Below are 17,223 nucleotides of genomic sequence, written 5' to 3' on the forward strand. Positions count from 1 at the left end.
ATCCTCGACGGGATCCCTTTTCCCATCTTTGTTAAAGATTTGCAGGGCCGCTACTTACAGGTCAATCAAGCTTACCTGCAAAAAAACGGTAAACTCCCAGAAGAAGTTCTCGGCAAGGCCGATACGGAGTTCTTCTCGCCAGAGGAAGCTCTGGAGTTCCGCAAGGGAGATCAAAGGGCCATCCAGTCTCCCGCTCCCATCAGCTATGAGTGCACCATTTGTCGAGACGGCAAAAAGCAAGAAACGTGGATCACCAAGTTTGCCCTGCGGGATTGGCAAGGGGATCCCTATGCCATTTGCGGCATTGCTGTGGATATAACCCCTCTCAAAGAAGCCCAGGATTTGCTGCGGCAAGAGGCAGAGCGAGAAAGACTTCTGGGATCCCTGCTGCGCCGGATCCGCGAGAAGCTGGACTTGCAGCCCCTCCTGCAAACCACGGCGGCGGAAGTGCGAGAGTTTCTCCAGGTGGATCGGGTGATGATCTACCAGTTGCAGGAGGGCATGGGGGGGTTTGTAGCCGCCGAGTCCGTCCTGGATCCCTGGCCCAGCCACTTGGGCCGCTCCGTGTGGGATGCTTGCTTTCGCCAGGATCCCTGCTATCGCAAGTACCAGCAGGGCTTTGTGCAGGCTATCGACAATGTGGCCACGGCCCCTTTGGATCCCTGCTACCGGGAGCTCTTGGACTCTTTCCAGGCTCAGGCCAACTTGGTGATCCCCATTCGGCGGGGGGAGGAGCTCTGGGGCCTCTTGGTGGCGCAGCACTGCCGCGCCAGCCGTTCTTGGCAGGAGAGGGAGATCAGGCTTTTGCAAGAGCTAGCGGAGCAATTGGCCATTGCCTTGCAGCAGGCCCAGCTTTACGAGCAGGTAAAAGCCCTAAACCAAACGCTAGAGGAGAAGGTGCAACAGCGCACCGCCGAGCTGGAGCGGGCTTTGCAATTTGAGGCCATCCTAAAACGCATCACCGACCGCGTGCGCGATTCTCTCGACGAAGCCGAGATCCTCAGCGACGCCGTGCGCGAGCTGGGAGAGAGTCTAGATGCCGATGGCTGCGATATCGGTCTTTACAACGCCGACCTTACCCTTTCCACCATCAGCTACGAGTATTGCCCCCGCTCCGCTTCCCACCTGAACGTTTCTCTACCCCTAGTGGGAGGGCCCTACGACGACATTCACCGGCAACTGCTCAGAGGACAGCTTTGTCTATTTTGCTTCTCAGGGACGGCTCCAGAAAACCGCCAGGTGGTGATGGCTTGTCCCTTGCTAGACAAAGGCCAGGTGCTAGGGGATCTGTGGATTTCTCGCTCGGCTGCACGTCCTTTTGACAACCAGGAGATCCAACTGATCCAGCAAGTGGCCAACCAATGCGCCATTGGGCTGCGCCAGGCGCGCCTGTTCCAAGCTGCCCAAGAGCAGGTGCAAGCCCTGGAGCGGCTTAACCGTCTCAAAGATGACTTTATCAGCACCGTCAGCCACGAGCTGCGCACCCCCCTGGCCAGCCTAAAGATGGCTCTGAAGATGCTGCAGATGGCTCCCTCCCCCGAAAAGCGAGCTCAATATCTAAGCATTGCCGAGCGAGAATGCCAGCGGGAAATCGAGCTCATCAACGACCTGCTGGATCTGCAGCGCCTGCAGGCGGGGGCCTACGCTCTGGAGGTGCAAGCCCTCACCTGGCAGGAGCTGCTGGGGGATCTACTGACCGTTACCGAGGAGCGGGCCCACGCCAAGGGGCAGAGCTTTCACGCCAGTGTCCCCCTCGAAAGCAGCCTCACGACGGATCCCTTGCTGTTGAGCAGGATCCTGCGCGAGCTTTTGCACAATGCCGTCAAATACACCCCAGCCCAGGGATCCATCCACTTGCAAATTGAAACGGAAAATCGTCAAAGCCGCATCCAGGTCAGCAACAGCCAAGAGATCCCTGCCGAGGAGCTGACGCGCATCTTTGAGCGCTTTTACCGCATTCCCAGTAAGGATCCCTGGAAGGAAGGGGGCACGGGTTTGGGCTTGGCCTTGGTGAAGCAGATGGTGGATCAGTTGCGGGGATCCATCGAGGTGAGCAGCGCCGCCGGCTGGACAACCTTTACGCTCCACCTGCCCCATCTGCCGCAGCTATAACTCCCCCACCCGGCGAGGGAGTTCGTAAGCTGGCCTCTAGGGGGGCTTTAAGCCTAGATGAGAATAGCTTCCAAGAGCTTGACTCAGTACTTGAGATCCCTTATCATTGCCCTAGCCTGAGGCTCCTGATAGAGACTCTCAATAAGCTTGGACTAGCAAAGCTCTGGGAAGCCGAGGCTTACCAGGGGCGTCCGGCTTCTAGGGAATAGGCTTTTCAAGCCCTTTCGTGGCCGCCAGCACTGCCGCTGGAGCCAGTTTAGCAGTCTTTGTTGAGATTTTTTTGAGTTTAGGGGTTAGGTATGCGCCTATCACGACGGCAATTGGTTAACGGAGCCGTACTGGGCTCTGTAGCTTTGGCAGTAGGCTCTCTGGGACGTTCAGCTCGCGGTGCCAACCGGGAGGTAAACCTCTACACCTCCCGGCACTACAGTACTGATGAGAAATTGTACGAACTTTTCAAACAGAAAACAGGCATTAGGGTGAACTGGGTGCAGGGCAACGCCGATGAGATTGCTCAGCGCCTCCGCAGCGAGGGATCCAACAGTCCCGCTGATATCTTCATGACGGTGGATGTAGCCCGGCTGTGGCGAGCTCAAAACGAAGGCTTGTTTCAACCTATCCAGTCGGAGACGCTCTCTAGGAACATCCCAGAATCCCTGCGGGATCCGGAAGGCTACTGGTTTGGCTTGACCAAGCGGGCGCGGGTAATTATGTACAACAAAGACAAGGTGGATCCCAAGGAGCTCTCCACTTACGAAGATCTGGCCAACCCCAAGTGGCGGGGCAAGGTGCTCACCCGCTCCTCCAGCAATGTGTACAGCCAATCTCTGACGGCTTCCCTCATCTTGGCGCACGGGATCCCGGAGACGGAAAAGTGGGCACGGGGCTTGGTGGCTAACTTTGCCCGCCCGCCCGAGGGGGGAGACATTGATCAAATCAAAGCGGTGGCTGCTGGCGTGGGAGACGTGGCCCTGGCCAACACCTACTACCTGGCGCGTTTGATTAAATCCGACAATCCTGAAGATCGCGCCGTAGCGGAGAAAATCGGCGTCTTCTTTCCCAACCAACAGGATCGCGGCACTCACGTCAACATCAGCGGCGCTGGGATTTTGAAAACGGCTCCCAACAAAGAGGCAGCCATCCAGTTTCTGGAGTTCCTCTCCGGCCCAGAAGCGCAGGCCATCTTTGCCCAAAGCAACAACGAATACCCGGTGCTGCCGGGTGCGGAGATCGACTCGGTGGTGGCCAGCTTTGGCACCTTCAAGGAGGACACAATCAACGCCGCCAGCATTGGCCGCGTTACTCCTGAGGCCTTGAGAGTGATGGATCGGGCTGGTTGGAAGTAGATCCCAAGTGCAGCCTCCCATTGCTTGAGCCACAAACGTGAATCAGCTTGACAGTTTTTGGCCAAGCATTTATGCTCTAGGGCGGCTCAAGGACCCTTAGGTCTTTCTAGAGGTTTCTCTATCCTCTAGAGAGAACAGGCCTGGCTGCAAGTAAAAATGCGACCTTCCTAGTCCTCAAGCAGGATGGTAAAACCTCGGGAGCTGGCCATCTACATTAACATTTCTGGTGCTGCCGATGTTTTTGACCTCGGCCTAAACAACCGCCTGGTCAAGGGCACGATAAGCTAGAGGAATTGGTTGTTCTTTAGAAGAGAGAAAACGATGCCCTACCTAGAAAACCAGCAAGACCAGAACATTGCCTATTTGGTTAAACTGCCGAAGAGCTTGTTCTGAAAGAGAACCTGGCTGCTAAAGGGCGGAGTTCCCTAGAGGATCCCTTCGTTAGAGCTTGCTGAGGTTTTTATTGAGATGCACACACGAACTAGGCTAAAGCTGTTGAGCAAATTTCTACAAAACATCCGCTTCCCACCTCTGAGCGGATGGACGCTTCTGACCCTAACTCTCAGCGGTCTCATCCTCGTTCCCATCCTCACGGTTCTCCTCAGCCTCTTTGCGGATGAACGGCAGGTTTGGGAGCACCTGGCCGACACGGTCTTGGGGCTGTACCTGCGCAACAGTCTGCTGATGATGGTAGGGGTGGGAGTGGGAGTCATCCTGGTGGGCAGCGGCACCGCCTGGCTGGTGACGATGTGCGAATTCTGGGGGCGGGCCTGGCTGGAGTGGATGCTGGTGCTACCCCTAGCGGCGCCCACCTATGTGTTGGCTTATGCCTACACCGACTTCTTGCAGGTAACCGGCGGCTTCCAGATCTGGCTGCGGCGCGTTACCGGCTGGGGGATCGGCGACTACTGGTTCCCCAACATTCGCTCCCTGTGGGGAGCGATCCTGCTGCTCGTCCTCACCCTCTACCCCTACGTGTATCTCTCGGCACGGCTGGCCTTCCAGGAACAGTCGGTGGCCTGTTTGGAGGTGAGCCGCTCCTTGGGCTACGGACCCTGGGCCAGCTTTTTCCGGGTGGCCTTGCCCTTGGCCCGACCGGGGATCGTGGCCGGCTGTCTGCTGGCCTTGATGGAGACCCTGAATGACTTCGGCACAGTTAGCTATTTTGGCGTCGATACCTTGACCACCGGCATCTACCGTACCTGGACGGCGCTGGGCAATCCGGTGGCAGCAGCTCAGCTCTCGGCGCTGCTGTTGCTGTGGGTATTGCTGCTGAGGGGCCTGGAGCAGTTCTCCCGCCGGCGGGCGCGTTACTATCGCCAAGGCTTCAGGCCCACGCCAACCCGTTACCGCCTCCAAGGAATCCGCGCTCTAGGAGCATGGCTAGCCTGTGGGCTCCCCATTGGGCTGGGCTTTGTCGTCCCTGCCCTCATCCTCCTCCAGATGACTCTGCGCCAGGGGGAGTTGCACCACCGCTTTTGGAGCTACGCCCAGAACAGCTTCCTTCTGGCCACGATTACAGCGGTGATTGCCGTTTCGGTGTCAGTAGTGGTGCTGTACGGCTTGCGACTACAGCGGGGATCGGCCTGGGGCCTGGGGCTAGCGGTGCGGCTGGCTTCCTTGGGGTATGCTTTGCCTGGAGTAGTAATTGCCGTAGGGGTTTTAATTCCCCTGGGGCAACTGGATCACCTACTGAGCTACTTGCGGCAGGTGCTGCTGCAGCAGTCACCCGGGCCGGTGTTCAGCGGTACCATTGCTGCCCTCGTGTTTGGCTATCTGGTGCGCTTTTTGGCAGTGGCCTTGGCCACCGTTGAGGTGACCCTGCTGCGCATTCCCCCCAGTCTAGACGAGGCAGCCCGCAGTTTAGGGGAGGGATCCCTAGGTACCCTGTGGCGGGTGCACCTCCCCCTAATGGGAGGCGGGATCCTAGGAGCAATGCTGCTGGTGTTTGTAGATGTGATGAAGGAGCTGCCGGCGACGCTAGTGCTGCGCCCCTTTAATTTCGACACCCTAGCCGTCCACACCTACCGCCTAGCGGCCGACGAGCGCCTTGCCGAGGCCGGTGCCCCTGCTTTGGCAATTGTTTTCGTAGGGATCCTACCCGTCATCCTGCTCAGCTCGCAAATGGCTCAGCGGCGTAATCTGGGCTTCTCGGCGTAGGCTCCTACAGGGCTTCAGCACCTGCTACCACTTCGAGGATCTCTTGGGTAATCGCTGCTTGCCGGGCTTTGTTGTAGGCAAGGCTGAGGGTACGGATGAGCTCAGTGGCGTTATCGCTGGCATTGCTCATGGCTGTCATCCGCGCCGCCAACTCGCTGGCTGCTGCCTCCTGCAAAGCTCGCAGGAGTTGATTGTTCATGTACAAGGGCAGGAGCGCATCCAAGATTTGCACGGGATCCTGCTCGAAGATCATGTCCGGTGGCGGGGCAGAGACAGGAGCGACGATCTTGCTGCGCTCGACCACAAACTCTCCCCCCCGCACCAACAGGTTAAAAATCTCATCGTCGCGAGCAGCCAGGCGCGTGGGATCCAGAGGAAGCAGCGACTGCACCACTGGCCGGGAGCTAATCAGCGAGACAAAGCGAGTGTAGATGAGCTCCACCTTATCCACCTTCTCGGAGAGGAAAGCGGAGAGCAGCTCATCCCCAATTTGAGCAGCTTCAGCGGCAGTGGGGATCTGGGACAGATTCACGTAGGTCTTGGCGATAGGGGCAGAGCGCCGCTGAAAATACTGCACCACCTTGCGGCCCACTAGGTAGAACTGCACCCGCTGCCCCGTTTCCTGCAGCTCGCGCACTCGCTCCTCAGTGCGCTTAATAACATTGGCGTTGTAAGGACCGCATAGGCCTCGATCCCCAGCCACCACCAGCAAGCCCACCGTTTCAACAGGGCGCTGCTTTAGCAAGGGTAGCTCGACATTTTCCAACCGCAGCCGTGTCTGCAGCCGATAGAAAACCTGGGCCAAGCGATTGGCAAAAGGACGGCTGGCCATCACCTGCTCCTGGGCCCGCCGCACCCGCGCTGCCGCCACCAGGCGCATGGCTTCCGTAATTTTGCGGGTGTTTTTCACTGCCTTGATGCGGTCGCGAATCCGCTTTAGCTTTGCCATAACCAGTCCCTCTTGCTGGGGTAACTTCCGTTAGGCCGCCTTCGCCACAAAGCTTTGCTTGAACTCCGCGATGGCGGTTTTGAGGATCTCCTCCGCTTCCTCAGTAAGCTGCTTGGTGGAGAGGACAATCTCGCCATATTTGGGATGGGCGGTGCTCAAGTAGGACAGCAAGCCCTGCTTGAAGCTGGAGACTTTCTCCAGCGGGATGTCGTCCAGGTAGCCCTGCGTCCCCGCGTAGATAATGGCCACTTGCTGATCCAGAGACAGCGGCGAGTACTGCGGCTGCTTGAGGATCTCCTGCAGCCTTTGACCGCGGGCCAGTTGCTTTTGGGTGGCCTCATCCAAGTCGGAGGCAAACTGGGCAAAGGCTTCTAGATCGCGATATTGCGCCAGTTCCACCTTCAGCGAGCCAGCCACTTTCTTCATAGCCTTGGTTTGGGCCGCCGAGCCAACGCGGCTGACGGAGATCCCGATGTTGATGGCAGGGCGAATGCCGGCATTGAACAGATCTGACTCCAGGAAGATCTGGCCGTCAGTAATGGAAATAACGTTGGTGGGAATGTAGGCCGATACGTCATTGGCCTGGGTTTCCACAATTGGCAGGGCTGTCATGGAGCCCTCACCCAACTGGCTGTTGAGCTTAGCCGCCCGCTCCAATAGCCGCGAGTGCAAGTAAAACACATCTCCCGGATAGGCTTCCCGGCCAGGTGGACGGCGCAACAGCAGCGACATTTGGCGGTAGGCCACTGCCTGCTTGGACAGGTCGTCGTAGACCACCAGGGTGTGCTTACCCTGGTACATGAAGTATTCAGCAATGGTGGCCCCACAGTAGGGAGCTAGCCACTGCAGTGGGGCCGGGCTGTCGGCGCCGGCAGCCACCACAATGCTATAGTCCATTGCCCCCCGCTCGGTGAGGATGTTCACCACCTGGGCGATGTTGCTCTGCTTCTGGCCGATGGCCACGTAGATGCAAATGACATCCTGGCCTTTTTGGTTGAGGATGGTGTCGACAGCAAGGGTGGTCTTACCAGTTTGGCGGTCGCCGATGATGAGCTCCCGTTGTCCCCGCCCAATAGGAATCAGGGCATCGATGGCAGTGATGCCGGTTTGGAGCGGCTCATACACGGAGCGGCGATCAATAATGCTGGGAGCGGGGGACTCAATGAGGCGAGTTTCGGTGCAGTGAATCGGTCCTTTGCCGTCGAGGGGATTGCACAGGGGATCAACCACGCGGCCCAGCAGGGCTTCCCCCACCGGAATGCTGGCAATTCTACCCGTGGCTTTGACGGTGGATCCTTCTTGGATCCTGCGGCCGTCGCCAATCAGCACGGCGCCGACGTTGTCCTCCTCTAGGTTGAGAGCAATGCCCAGAGTGCCATCCTCAAACTCCAGCAGCTCACTGGCCATCACCTTCTCCAAGCCATAGATTCGGGCAATGCCGTCTCCTACTTGTAGGACTGTGCCGACATTGGAGACCTGCATCTCCCGGTTGTACTGTTCGATCTGTTGCTTGATGATGGTGCTAATCTCATCTGGGCGAATGGTAGGCATGGCAGTCCTCTCAGGGAAGTGGAAGGGGATCTAAAAAGAAAACTTAAACCAACCGCAGGGCCAGCGAGCGCAACTGGCCGCGCAAACTGAGGTCAATGACCTGGGATCCAATCTTGAGGATTACTCCGCCTAGCACTGTGGGATCTTGGCTAATCTGGAGCTCTACGCCGCTAGCTTGCGTGAAGTCCTTCACCCGCTCACGGAGGAGTTGCTGCTGGGCCTCCGTCAAGGGCACGGCGGTGGTTACCTCAGCTAGGACAATGTTTTGCAGTTTCCGCTGCAGCTCTAGGAAACGCCGGCAGAGAGCCTCAAGGAACATGATGCGGCGGCGGTCGGTCAGCAACTGAAGAGCATTGAGCAGCAGCGGGTGGATCTGAGGGGCAAACACCTGCTGCAGGAGTTTTTTCTTGGCTTCCGCCTTAACCAGAGGGCTAGCGAGAAACTCGCCCAGCTCCGGCGTGGCCTGCAAAACGGCAGCAAGGAAACGAATATCGGCGGTAAAGGTGTCCAGCAGCCCTTGCCCAGAAGCCAGAGCCAGTAGGGCTTCGGCGTAGGGATCCACCAGCCTGAGGGTCATTTTTCTAGTCATCATAGGTCTCTATTTCTCCTTTTCGGCTAGCGGGCGATCATTTGGATCCCTTGCTCAATTAGGCGATGGTGAATCTCCTCATTGAGGTGCTGCGGCAGCTCCTGCTCCACCTTGCTCAGAGCTTGGCGCACAATTTGGCGGCGCAGCTCTTGGAGAATTTGCTCCTGCTCAGCAGCGAGATCCCTTGCCGCTCTGGCGCGCAGCCGCTCGATCTCTTGCTCCACCTGCTGCAACAGCTCCTGGCGGCGAGCTTCCGCGTTAACCTCCGCCTCGCGGCGAATGCGCTCTGCTTCCTGCTGGGCCTGCGCCAGCTTTTGCTGCTCCTCCGCCAACCTCGTGATGGCTTCCTGCTTGCGTTGCTCCGCCTGGTGCAGTTCCTCGAGGATGCCTTCCCGCCGCTTTGCCAGCGCTTCCCCCACCACTCGGCGGCCCAAAACGTACAGCAAAGCCAAGATGATGGCAATGTTGACCAGATTGCTTTCCAGAATTGCCTCCAGGATCGACACCCCGGCGGCTTCCACTACCGGCTCAGCAACGGCTAGGAGCCAAGCGGACATCCAGCTGCACACCAGCATCACAAACTACTCCCTAGGAAATTGACTACCTAACGGACGCTGCCTAGCAACTTCTCGGTGATCTGGGCAGCAATAGCATCCACTTGCTGCTGCAGTTGTTCAAGGGCCGCCTGCTTTTCCTGCTCAATCTGCCGCCGCGCCGCTTCCAGTTTGGCTTGGATCTCCGCCTGAGCCGCTGCCAACTTCTCCGCACGAATGCGCGCCGCAGCTGCTTCCGCCTCGGCCATCACTTCCTGTGCCTGGAGGCGGGCTCGACTAATCTCAGCCTCGTACTCCTGGGCTAGAGCCGTGGCCTTCTCCAACCGCTCCTGGGCTTCCGCCTGAGTGGTGCGGATGTAGTCGTTGCGGCTGTCGATAACCCGAGTAACCGGCTCATAGAAGAGAGAGTTGAGCACGGCTACCAACAACAAGAATTGAACGGCAATGATGGGCAAGGTGGCATCCAGATCGAAGAGGCCATTTTTCTCGGCGGCCTCGACAGCTAAAAGGGTTGAGGAGATCATGGGGCCCCACCGACAAAAACGGAATTCTGAGACAAAGCAAGATCTGGGGGCAAGCCGGCATCCGGACTGCCCCCCAAAACAACGGCACTAAGAGGCAAAGGGGTTGGCAAACAGAAGCACCAGGGCCACCACCAAGCCGTAGATCGTCAGAGCTTCCATGAAGGCCAAGCTGACCAACAGGTTGCCGCGGATCTTATCTTCCGCCTCTGGCTGGCGGGCCAGCCCCTCCATAGCAGCAGCAGCGGCATTCCCTTGGCCCAGCCCCGGCCCCAGGGATCCCAGACCAATGGCCAGAGCAGCAGACAAAACAGAAGCAGCAGAGGTTAACGGATCCATAGCCATAGCAAGATGCTCCTTGTCGTTACAACAGGGTTTTGAGCTTCGAGGTGCTCTAGCTTGAGTATCCAAGCCGGTCGCCCCCCTTGTCGGTGGCCTCCAGGCTTACGCCCTCGGCCCCAACAAACCTTACCAGAGAAGGGATCCCTTGCGACAACCCATTGGAGAGATCGGAAGAGCTGGGCCTTGAACTGGGTAGGGGCCGTAACGATCCCCAGCAGTCAGTCGTGGTGATCGCCACCCCCATGCCCTTCCAGCGCCTCTCCAATGTAAGCCGCTGAGAGGGTTGCGAAGATCAAAGCCTGAATGGCTCCTGTAAACAAGAACAGAACCATCACTGGCACCGGGATCAACAGCGGCACCAGCAACACCAACACTGCAATCACCAGCTCCTCTGCCAAGATGTTGCCAAACAGACGAAAACTTAGGGAGAGGGGCTTGGTGAAATCTTCCAGGACGTTGATGGGCAGTAGAATTGGCGTGGGCTCGATGTACTTTTTAAAGTAGGACAGCCCCCGCTTACTGATGCCAGCCGCAAAGTACATGATACTGGTCAGCAGCGCCAAGCCGGCAGTGGTGTTAATGTCGTTGGTGGGAGAAGCCAGCTCCCCTTCCGGCAGGGGAATCAACTTCCAGGGGAAGAGATTGCCCATCCAGTTGGAGACAAAAATAAACAGGAACAAGGTGCCAACATAGGGTACCCAAGGCCGGAAGTTTTTCTCGCCAATCTGGGCGCGAGCAATGCTCTGGACAAATTCCAGGGTGTACTCGATAAAGTTTTGCAAGCCAGCGGGCTCCCGCTGCAGTTGACGAGTGCCCAACAGCACCACCGTCAAGATCAGGGCAATGGCAATCCAACTGGCAATCAAAACCTGGCCATGAACCGTAAATTTGCCCAGGTGCCAGTAGAGGTGATGGCCAACTTCCAGTTCTGCTAGGAGAAGAGGAGGGGAGAAGGACGGGTTCATAAGCATCATGAGGAGGAAGACAAACGGCTCAACGTCTGGACAAGGTGAATGAGCAGGGTGATCTTATAGGTCATAAACCCAAAGAAGATTGGCAAAATCTGTAAGGACTTCACCTCAGCAGCTAAAACCATCAGCCCAACAAACAGAGCCAAGCGCATCACTCCTAGGCGGTTGCGACTTTTGCCCAGCTCTGCCACGCCGCGGCCCAGCATGCGCAGATAGACCACACCGGCAAGTGCTCCCAGCAGGTAGTTGCCTGCCACCCCTGGCGAGTAAACCAACGCCACCCCTAGGGCAATGGCTAGGCTGACACCCAGAGTAACCAGTACTAGCCATAGCTGCAGGTCGGCATAGCTTTTCCCCTCGCCAGCCCTCTTGCCAGAGGCTGTCTTTGGTGGCAACGACCCTTGGCAGCCCTCCTCTGCCTCGCCCTTCTGGGAAAGAGGCACGCCCTCCAAGGGAGGCAAAGGCCTGGGCTTCCACTGGGTTGCCTTCCAGCGCCTGGGACTGTGGGAGAGAAGTCCGGAAGAACGTGGCATGGAAGCAAGATTCCTACCGCTTAGGAGCTGGCCTTAACCCAAAATAACACGGCCAAGTAACAATACTTAACAAGCTAGGCCAAGCTAAGGTCCTAGGAAACCCCTGTCTGCCCTCCAGAAAGACAGCTTGCTTTCCGGCTGGTCTGCGGATGTTCCTCTAAGAATCTACCACCTTCCTGGAGAGGCAACGGCAAGAGTTGAAAAACTTTCCCAACGACGCAAGGTTTCGTGGGGAGTGGCCAGGGATCTGTAATATCCTGTAACCCTGTGGGATCCCGCTGGGGATCCCGCCATACTAGGGTCAGGGAGGAGAAAGGGTGAGGATGGTCCCACTGAGTTGGCTGCTGAAGGCCATTTGGGCAGACTACAGCCTGGCGGTGGCGCTGACGGTGGTGGTGCCGTTAGCGCTCTTAGGTTGGGCTTTTGCGGTAGGGCTGGGTCCCTTGATCCAAATCTTGATTGCCTACTGGCGGGTGTCTAGCCTGTTAGCGGTAACCGTGTACCTAATGATTGGTGGCCTGCCAGTCAGTTTCCTAAGCGGGGCGATGGCACGGCTTTTAATCCCGCTTAGCCTTTGGTTCTGGCGGGATTGGAGTGCTGCCCTTGAGCAGTCAAGAAGCTGGGCGGCGCGGGCCTTTTTGCTCTGGCGCTGGGTTGTAACTGGCTACATGGGGGTTGGGTTCCTCTTTTCGGGAGCCTTTGTGCCCTGCGCCTTCCAAGCTTCTTTGCCACCGGAGTGTCGAGCTTGGTTTGAGCCGCCGCTGGGCTTTCGGGAGATCTTCCACGCCAATCTATCGCCAGAGCTGCTCGGGAGCGCAGGGGCCTGGGGCTTGGTGGTTTACCTGCTCTACAGCGTCTACTTCGTCTGGCGGCTGCGGCCCCGTGGGGAGAAAGGGGAGGTGGCAGCATGAGCCCCCTCCCTTGGCCGCTGGCTCTGGAGCGCTACAGCCAGAGCCACCCCCAGGAGGTGCTGCGGGTGGAGGTGGAAAGCGAGGGAGAAACTGATTTGGTGCTCATCTACCGCGGCTACAGCAGCTCCCTGCGCCGGCCCACTCCCCCCGATCCTGAAGTAGCGGTAATCCCTCCCCAGGCTCGCTTCTTACAGTTAGAGCGCCTGAGTGCTCCCTATCACCCTGAACGCTCTCAGGTGCTGGCCCTCTACCAAACCTGGGAGGAGTTGAAAGCTTGGCTAGCCCAAGAAGGGATCCCAATAGCCGAGTGAGGAAGGGCTTTAGCGCCCCACAGGCACTGGCGGCCGCTGCAGAAGGGTGTATTCTGCTGGCTCCAGTAGGGACTGCCCGGTCATTTCGGGGGGCTGCGGCAAGCCCAAGATCTCCAGCAGGGTGGGGCCGACATCGGCCAAGGTACCGCCAGCGCGCAGCTTGACGTTGCCGCCGCGACCAGGGATCTTGCGCTTTTCCCCCTCCACCAGAATGCAGGGAACGGGGTTGGTGGTGTGGGCTGTCCAGGGGTTGCCCTGCTCGTCCCACATCAGCTCGGCGTTGCCGTGATCTGCAACGATGAGAGTGGTGCCTCCCACGTCCACCACCGCTGCCAGTAGGCGACCTAGGCACTGGTCTACCGTCTCCAGCGCTCGCACCGTGGCCTCAAAGTTGCCAGTGTGGCCCACCATGTCGGGGTTGGCGTAGTTAAGCACCACCAGGCTGTACTCACGGCGGACAATGGCTCCAATGGCCTTGTCGGTTACCTCCTTTGCTGACATCTCCGGCACTTGGTCATAGGTAGCCACCAGTGGGCTTTGGACCAGGATGCGATCCTCTCCTGGGAAGGGCTGCTCAATGCCGCCATTGAAAAAGTAGGTGACGTGGGCGTACTTTTCCGTTTCGGCAATGCGCAATTGCTTAAGGCCGGCCTCGCTCACCACCTGGCCCAGCAGGTGATCCAGGTTCTGGGGCTTAAAGAGCACCTGCACCGGCAGGGTTGGATCGTATTGGGTCATGGTGATGAAGGTGAGGTCCGGAATCAGACGCCGCTGAAAGCCAGAAAAGTCAGGGCAGACGAAAGCCTGGGTGAGCTGGCGGGCCCGGTCCGGGCGGAAATTAAAGAAGAGGACCGCATCCCCCGGCTTTACCGCTCCCGGAGCCAAACGCGTGGGGGGAATGAACTCGTCGGTGATATCCTGGGCGTAAAAGTCTTCCATTACCTCGGCAGCGCTGCGGCCACACCCGGGGCCATCTTCCGTCATGATCTCGTAGGCCTTCTGGGTGCGCTCCCAACGGCGATCCCGATCCATGGCGTAGTAGCGGCCGCTCAGGGTAGCAATGACGCCATTGCCCAGCCATTCCAGCTCTTTTTGGAGGGTAGCCAGAACTTTTGCCCCTTCACAAGGGGGGGTATCGCGGCCATCCGTGATGGCATGCACGTAAGCAGGGATCCCTGCCTGGGCTGCCAGGCGCAGCAGGCCGTAGAGGTGGTCAATGTGGGAGTGAACTCCTCCTTCCGAGCAGAGACCGATGAAATGAAACCGGCCCCCCCGCTCCTTGAGTTGACGACAAACTTCCAGCAACAGAGGCTCCTGGAAGAGGGATCCCGTTTCAATGGCGTCGCTAATGCGCACCAACTCCTGCGGCACTACCCGCCCTGCTCCTAGAGTTAGGTGGCCCACCTCGGAGTTGCCCATCTGTCCTTCGGGTAGGCCCACGGCTCGCCCCGAAGCTTGCAGCAGGGTATGAGGATAGGTAGCCCACAGACTATCCATGACAGGGGTTCGGGCGGCTAGCACGGCATTGCCTTCTAGGGCTTCGCGATAACCCCAGCCATCTAGAATGACCAGAACTACTGGTGCCACCAATTGTGCATCCATGAGATGGACTCTCGTGTTTTTCAAAACATGATACCAGCCCCGGTAACACGATACTGAATCCCTCCCTTCTGCTCAAGATTGGCCTCCCTCTTTCAAGGAGAAGAAAAACTCTCACCCCCTCTCCTTCGACTTGCCGCTCTAGGTCTTAATACGTATCTACCGCATCAACTGCGGGGGCTGGGCTGCAGACGTTTGCGCAGCAACTCGGCGCGGCGCTTGGCAATGGCATTTTGCGGGTCCAGCTTCAACGCGGTCTCGTAAGCTTCCAGGCCGGGGCCGTAGAGATTTTTCTTCTCATAGGCATGGCCCAGGTTATTCCAGGCAGTTACATAGGCAGGATCTGCCGCAACAGCATCTTTGTAGTAGCGAATGGCCAGATCGTATTGCCCCTGGCTAAAGTAGGCAAAGCCCAGAGCATTGCAGACGGGCGGAATGTTCTCCCCAGCCACCTCTAGGGCTTTTTTCAGCTGCACGATGGCCTGCTCGTAGAGACCCTTTTGCAGGTAGACGCTGCCCAACTCGTAGTGCTCCTGTGGGGATCCCTTGCCTTTGCTTAGGCGAGGTTGCAGCTCCCGGATGACCTTTTCCTGGGCCCGTAGGCGCAGCACCCCACGCAGGACAAAGAACCCCACCACCCCCAGAATGCCTGCCAAAGCTGCCAAGTAAAGGAGGGAAGCATTGGCAACCATTTTGTTACCCCACTTTTCTAGTTGGCTTTGCTGGCTTTAGGCCTGCAGGTGGGCCTCAATAAACCAGAGATCTTTATCGATTTGGCGCGAGATCTCCGTAAACAGGTCGGCAGTGTCGGCATCCCCCAGCTCAGTGGCGCGGCTGATGTTGCGGCGCACCGCCGCGGCATACTGGCCGTAGCGGACCGCTAGAGCCTGCAGGTGAGTCCGACCGTCTTCAGCCGTTAGGTCGTATTCGGGCAAGCTCGAGGTTTGGGCAACAATGCGGGCAGTGCCACGGGCGATGCCGCCTAGGGCCGTAACCCGCTCTGCCAGCATGTCCACGTAGTTCTCTAGCGTGCTGGCAAAGGTGTCAAACATCTCGTGCAGGGCAATGAAGTTCATGCCTTTGACGTTCCAATGGGCCTGCTTCACCTGAGTTTTGAGATCCAGCGTGTCGGCCAAGGACTGGTTGAGCAACTCCACCAGTTGCGCCCGGGCCTCAGCCGGCAAGTCAATCTGGGTGGGGTAGAGGCGGGTCTTTTCAGCGGTCACCATAGCCAATCTCCTAACCGTCTTTACCATTGTCTGGGGTGCGGGATCCCCTCCTAGGCCATCCTAACACAAACTCAGAATGAGTATGAGTTAGCTTACTTGCCAATGCAGAAGCGGCTGAAGATCTGATCCAGCACTGCTTCAGAGATCTCCTCGCCGGTAATTTGACCAAGGGCGTGCAGCGCTCCCCGCAGGTCGATGGTCCAGAAATCGAAGGGGAGCTGCTCCTGCATGGCCTGGGCCACTTGTTCCAGGCTAGCCTGGGCCTGGCGGAGGGCGGCAGCCTGGCGCTGGTTAAGGCTTACCTCCAGGTTGGGCTGGGGCCGCCCCTGGGTAACAAGCCGCTCCAGCGCCTCTTCCAGCTCCGCGATCCCCTTGCCTTGGGCAGCGACTGTGGGGACGCGGTAGGCAATCTCGGGCGGGAGAGGGATCTTGTCGGCGGGGGCAAGATCAGTTTTGTTAATCACCAGGATCAGGGGGCGGTGGCGGATGGACTCGTAGATGGCCGCATCCGCTTCTGTCCAGCCGGCCTGGGCATCGATCACCAGCACCAGGACATCAGCAGCTTGGGCCAAGCGCTGGGAGCGTTCCACCCCCAGCCGTTCCACGGGATCGTCGGTTTCGCGAATACCGGCAGTGTCCAGGAGCTGAACGGGGATCCCTCTCACCACCAACTGGGATTCCACCACATCCCGAGTAGTGCCGGGTAGGTCAGTGACGATGGCTCGATCCTGCCCTGACCAAGCGTTGAGCAGGCTAGATTTACCCACATTGGGCCGTCCAACAATGGCCACCTTCACCCCGCTGCGCAGCAGTTGTCCCCGTTCGGCGGTATCTAGCAGGGTTTGTATCTGGGCTTGGACCTCCTGGAGGCGCGCCTGCCAAGCGGGGACATCCAGGGGGGGCAGATCCTCCTCAAAGTCAATCCGTGCCTCAATCTCGGCCAATAAGCCCAGCAGCTCCTGGCGCAGGGCGCGGATGGACTGGCCCAATTTGCCCTGCAGACCCGCCAGCGCCATCTGCGCTGCCTGGGGGGAGCGGGCCGCCACCAGATCGGCCACACTTTCAGCCTGGGTTAGATCGATGCGACCGTTCAAGAAAGCGCGCAGGCTGAACTCCCCCGGCTGGGCCAGCCGCGCTCCCTGGCGCAGGCACTGCTGCAGGGTAGCCTGCACCACCATAATGCCACCGTGGCAGTGGAACTCCACCACATCCTCACGGGTGTAGGAGCGGGGGGCCTGCATCCACACAGCCAAGGCTTCATCCAGTTGGCGGCCCTTCTCGTCGTGGATCCAGCCATAGAGAAGGCGATGGCTCTCCCAGGTGGCGGTGCGGCGGGCGGGGGTAAAGATGGCCTGGGCAATGGCCAAAGCCCGCGAGCCAGAAAGGCGTACAATGCCAATGCTGCCCTGCTCGGGCACCACGGCGGTGGCAATGGCAGCAATGGTGTCGGCCAGTGGTGCAGTTCGATCCATACCCGACCTCCTCCTGGGCGCTGTAGCTTGCTTCCTGCAGGGTGGCTAGGCAGACAGGGCGGGGTTCCTCCTT

The 17,223-nt window shown here is 58.7% G+C and carries 17 protein-coding genes; 5 read left to right on the forward strand and 12 right to left on the reverse strand.

All coding sequences use genetic code 11. The features are described from left to right. The 3 genes from NW827_RS00355 to NW827_RS00365 form a co-directional block, all read left to right on the forward strand. A partial coding sequence (locus NW827_RS00355; protein WP_414503200.1) for a GAF domain-containing protein occupies positions 1-2,112 on the forward strand: 2,112 nt, incomplete at its 5' end. A 299-nt stretch (positions 2,113-2,411) separates the two neighbouring features. Continuing rightward, complete coding sequence (locus NW827_RS00360; RefSeq protein ID WP_414360854.1) at positions 2,412-3,458, forward strand: Fe(3+) ABC transporter substrate-binding protein; 1,047 nt, start codon at positions 2,412-2,414, stop codon at positions 3,456-3,458. A 468-nt stretch (positions 3,459-3,926) separates the two neighbouring features. Beyond that, a complete protein-coding gene (locus tag NW827_RS00365) occupies positions 3,927-5,618 on the forward strand; it encodes an ABC transporter permease (RefSeq protein ID WP_414403470.1) in 1,692 nt (563 codons plus the stop codon). A 4-nt stretch (positions 5,619-5,622) separates the two neighbouring features. Here the strand turns inward: NW827_RS00365 and NW827_RS00370 are convergent, their stop codons facing one another. The 8 genes from NW827_RS00370 to NW827_RS00405 all read right to left on the reverse strand — a co-directional run bounded on the left by NW827_RS00370 (position 5,623) and on the right by NW827_RS00405 (position 11,490). Continuing rightward, on the reverse strand, positions 5,623-6,567 hold the full coding sequence (locus tag NW827_RS00370) for a F0F1 ATP synthase subunit gamma (protein WP_414360858.1): 945 nt from the start codon (positions 6,565-6,567) through the stop codon (positions 5,623-5,625). 30 nt (positions 6,568-6,597) lie between these two features. After that, entirely contained in the window at positions 6,598-8,118 is a 1,521-nt protein-coding gene (atpA, locus tag NW827_RS00375; protein WP_414360860.1) for a F0F1 ATP synthase subunit alpha, read from the reverse strand. Between the two features lie 43 nt (positions 8,119-8,161). After that, positions 8,162-8,710 (reverse strand): ATP synthase F1 subunit delta, encoded by a 549-nt coding sequence (gene atpH / locus NW827_RS00380; RefSeq protein WP_414360863.1) that lies wholly within the window; start codon positions 8,708-8,710, stop codon positions 8,162-8,164. 23 nt (positions 8,711-8,733) lie between these two features. After that, positions 8,734-9,264: a F0F1 ATP synthase subunit B gene (locus NW827_RS00385; protein ID WP_414403472.1), complete on the reverse strand. Its 531-nt coding sequence runs from the start codon at positions 9,262-9,264 to the stop codon at positions 8,734-8,736. A gap of 47 nt (positions 9,265-9,311) precedes the next feature. After that, positions 9,312-9,785 (reverse strand): F0F1 ATP synthase subunit B', encoded by a 474-nt coding sequence (locus tag NW827_RS00390; RefSeq protein ID WP_414403473.1) that lies wholly within the window; start codon positions 9,783-9,785, stop codon positions 9,312-9,314. An 87-nt stretch (positions 9,786-9,872) separates the two neighbouring features. Beyond that, on the reverse strand, positions 9,873-10,121 hold the full coding sequence (gene atpE, locus NW827_RS00395) for an ATP synthase F0 subunit C (RefSeq protein ID WP_414360871.1): 249 nt from the start codon (positions 10,119-10,121) through the stop codon (positions 9,873-9,875). A gap of 221 nt (positions 10,122-10,342) precedes the next feature. Continuing rightward, positions 10,343-11,089 (reverse strand): F0F1 ATP synthase subunit A, encoded by a 747-nt coding sequence (gene atpB / locus NW827_RS00400; protein WP_414361225.1) that lies wholly within the window; start codon positions 11,087-11,089, stop codon positions 10,343-10,345. Positions 11,090-11,094: 5 nt separating this feature from the next. Further along, positions 11,095-11,490 carry a hypothetical protein gene (locus tag NW827_RS00405; protein WP_414360873.1) on the reverse strand — a complete coding sequence of 132 codons (396 nt, stop codon included), beginning with the start codon at positions 11,488-11,490 and terminating at the stop codon, positions 11,095-11,097. A gap of 461 nt (positions 11,491-11,951) precedes the next feature. On the opposite strand from NW827_RS00405, the gene NW827_RS00410 reads away from it, so the two are divergent. Then, on the forward strand, positions 11,952-12,539 hold the full coding sequence (locus NW827_RS00410) for a DUF3177 family protein (protein WP_414403474.1): 588 nt from the start codon (positions 11,952-11,954) through the stop codon (positions 12,537-12,539). After that, positions 12,536-12,850 carry a hypothetical protein gene (locus tag NW827_RS00415; protein ID WP_414360877.1) on the forward strand — a complete coding sequence of 105 codons (315 nt, stop codon included), beginning with the start codon at positions 12,536-12,538 and terminating at the stop codon, positions 12,848-12,850. The genes NW827_RS00410 and NW827_RS00415 overlap by 4 nt, the downstream gene beginning before the upstream one ends. Positions 12,851-12,859: 9 nt before the next feature. On the opposite strand, the gene gpmI is transcribed toward NW827_RS00415, so the two are convergent. The 4 genes from gpmI to mnmE all read right to left on the reverse strand — a co-directional run bounded on the left by gpmI (position 12,860) and on the right by mnmE (position 17,150). Next, the gene (gene gpmI, locus NW827_RS00420; protein ID WP_414403475.1) at positions 12,860-14,452 is read right to left on the reverse strand and encodes a 2,3-bisphosphoglycerate-independent phosphoglycerate mutase; all 1,593 of its coding nucleotides are present in this window, start codon (positions 14,450-14,452) and stop codon (positions 12,860-12,862) included. Positions 14,453-14,616: 164 nt separating this feature from the next. Beyond that, positions 14,617-15,141 (reverse strand): tetratricopeptide repeat protein, encoded by a 525-nt coding sequence (locus NW827_RS00425; protein WP_414360879.1) that lies wholly within the window; start codon positions 15,139-15,141, stop codon positions 14,617-14,619. A gap of 36 nt (positions 15,142-15,177) precedes the next feature. Continuing rightward, positions 15,178-15,678, reverse strand: coding sequence for a DNA starvation/stationary phase protection protein Dps (gene dps / locus NW827_RS00430; RefSeq protein WP_414360881.1), 501 nt, complete (start codon positions 15,676-15,678; stop codon positions 15,178-15,180). A gap of 92 nt (positions 15,679-15,770) precedes the next feature. Beyond that, positions 15,771-17,150, reverse strand: coding sequence for a tRNA uridine-5-carboxymethylaminomethyl(34) synthesis GTPase MnmE (gene mnmE / locus NW827_RS00435; RefSeq protein WP_414403476.1), 1,380 nt, complete (start codon positions 17,148-17,150; stop codon positions 15,771-15,773). Between the last annotated feature and the right edge of the window lie 73 nt (positions 17,151-17,223).

The sequence above is a fragment of the Synechococcus sp. H70.1 genome (assembly GCF_047502705.1).
Classification (GTDB): Bacteria; Cyanobacteriota; Cyanobacteriia; order Thermostichales; family Thermostichaceae; genus Thermostichus.

Coding starts and splice junctions, on each gene's coding strand:
- NW827_RS00360 (WP_414360854.1), top strand. CDS start 2,412: ATGCGCCTATCACGACGGCAATTGGTTAACGGAGCCGTACTGGGCTCT.
- NW827_RS00365 (WP_414403470.1), top strand. CDS start 3,927: ATGCACACACGAACTAGGCTAAAGCTGTTGAGCAAATTTCTACAAAAC.
- NW827_RS00370 (WP_414360858.1), bottom strand. CDS start 6,567: ATGGCAAAGCTAAAGCGGATTCGCGACCGCATCAAGGCAGTGAAAAAC.
- atpA (WP_414360860.1), bottom strand. CDS start 8,118: ATGCCTACCATTCGCCCAGATGAGATTAGCACCATCATCAAGCAACAG.
- atpH (WP_414360863.1), bottom strand. CDS start 8,710: ATGATGACTAGAAAAATGACCCTCAGGCTGGTGGATCCCTACGCCGAA.
- NW827_RS00385 (WP_414403472.1), bottom strand. CDS start 9,264: ATGTCCGCTTGGCTCCTAGCCGTTGCTGAGCCGGTAGTGGAAGCCGCC.
- NW827_RS00390 (WP_414403473.1), bottom strand. CDS start 9,785: ATGATCTCCTCAACCCTTTTAGCTGTCGAGGCCGCCGAGAAAAATGGC.
- atpE (WP_414360871.1), bottom strand. CDS start 10,121: ATGGATCCGTTAACCTCTGCTGCTTCTGTTTTGTCTGCTGCTCTGGCC.
- atpB (WP_414361225.1), bottom strand. CDS start 11,089: ATGAACCCGTCCTTCTCCCCTCCTCTTCTCCTAGCAGAACTGGAAGTT.
- NW827_RS00410 (WP_414403474.1), top strand. CDS start 11,952: ATGGTCCCACTGAGTTGGCTGCTGAAGGCCATTTGGGCAGACTACAGC.
- NW827_RS00415 (WP_414360877.1), top strand. CDS start 12,536: ATGAGCCCCCTCCCTTGGCCGCTGGCTCTGGAGCGCTACAGCCAGAGC.
- gpmI (WP_414403475.1), bottom strand. CDS start 14,452: ATGGATGCACAATTGGTGGCACCAGTAGTTCTGGTCATTCTAGATGGC.
- NW827_RS00425 (WP_414360879.1), bottom strand. CDS start 15,141: ATGGTTGCCAATGCTTCCCTCCTTTACTTGGCAGCTTTGGCAGGCATT.
- dps (WP_414360881.1), bottom strand. CDS start 15,678: ATGGTGACCGCTGAAAAGACCCGCCTCTACCCCACCCAGATTGACTTG.
- mnmE (WP_414403476.1), bottom strand. CDS start 17,150: ATGGATCGAACTGCACCACTGGCCGACACCATTGCTGCCATTGCCACC.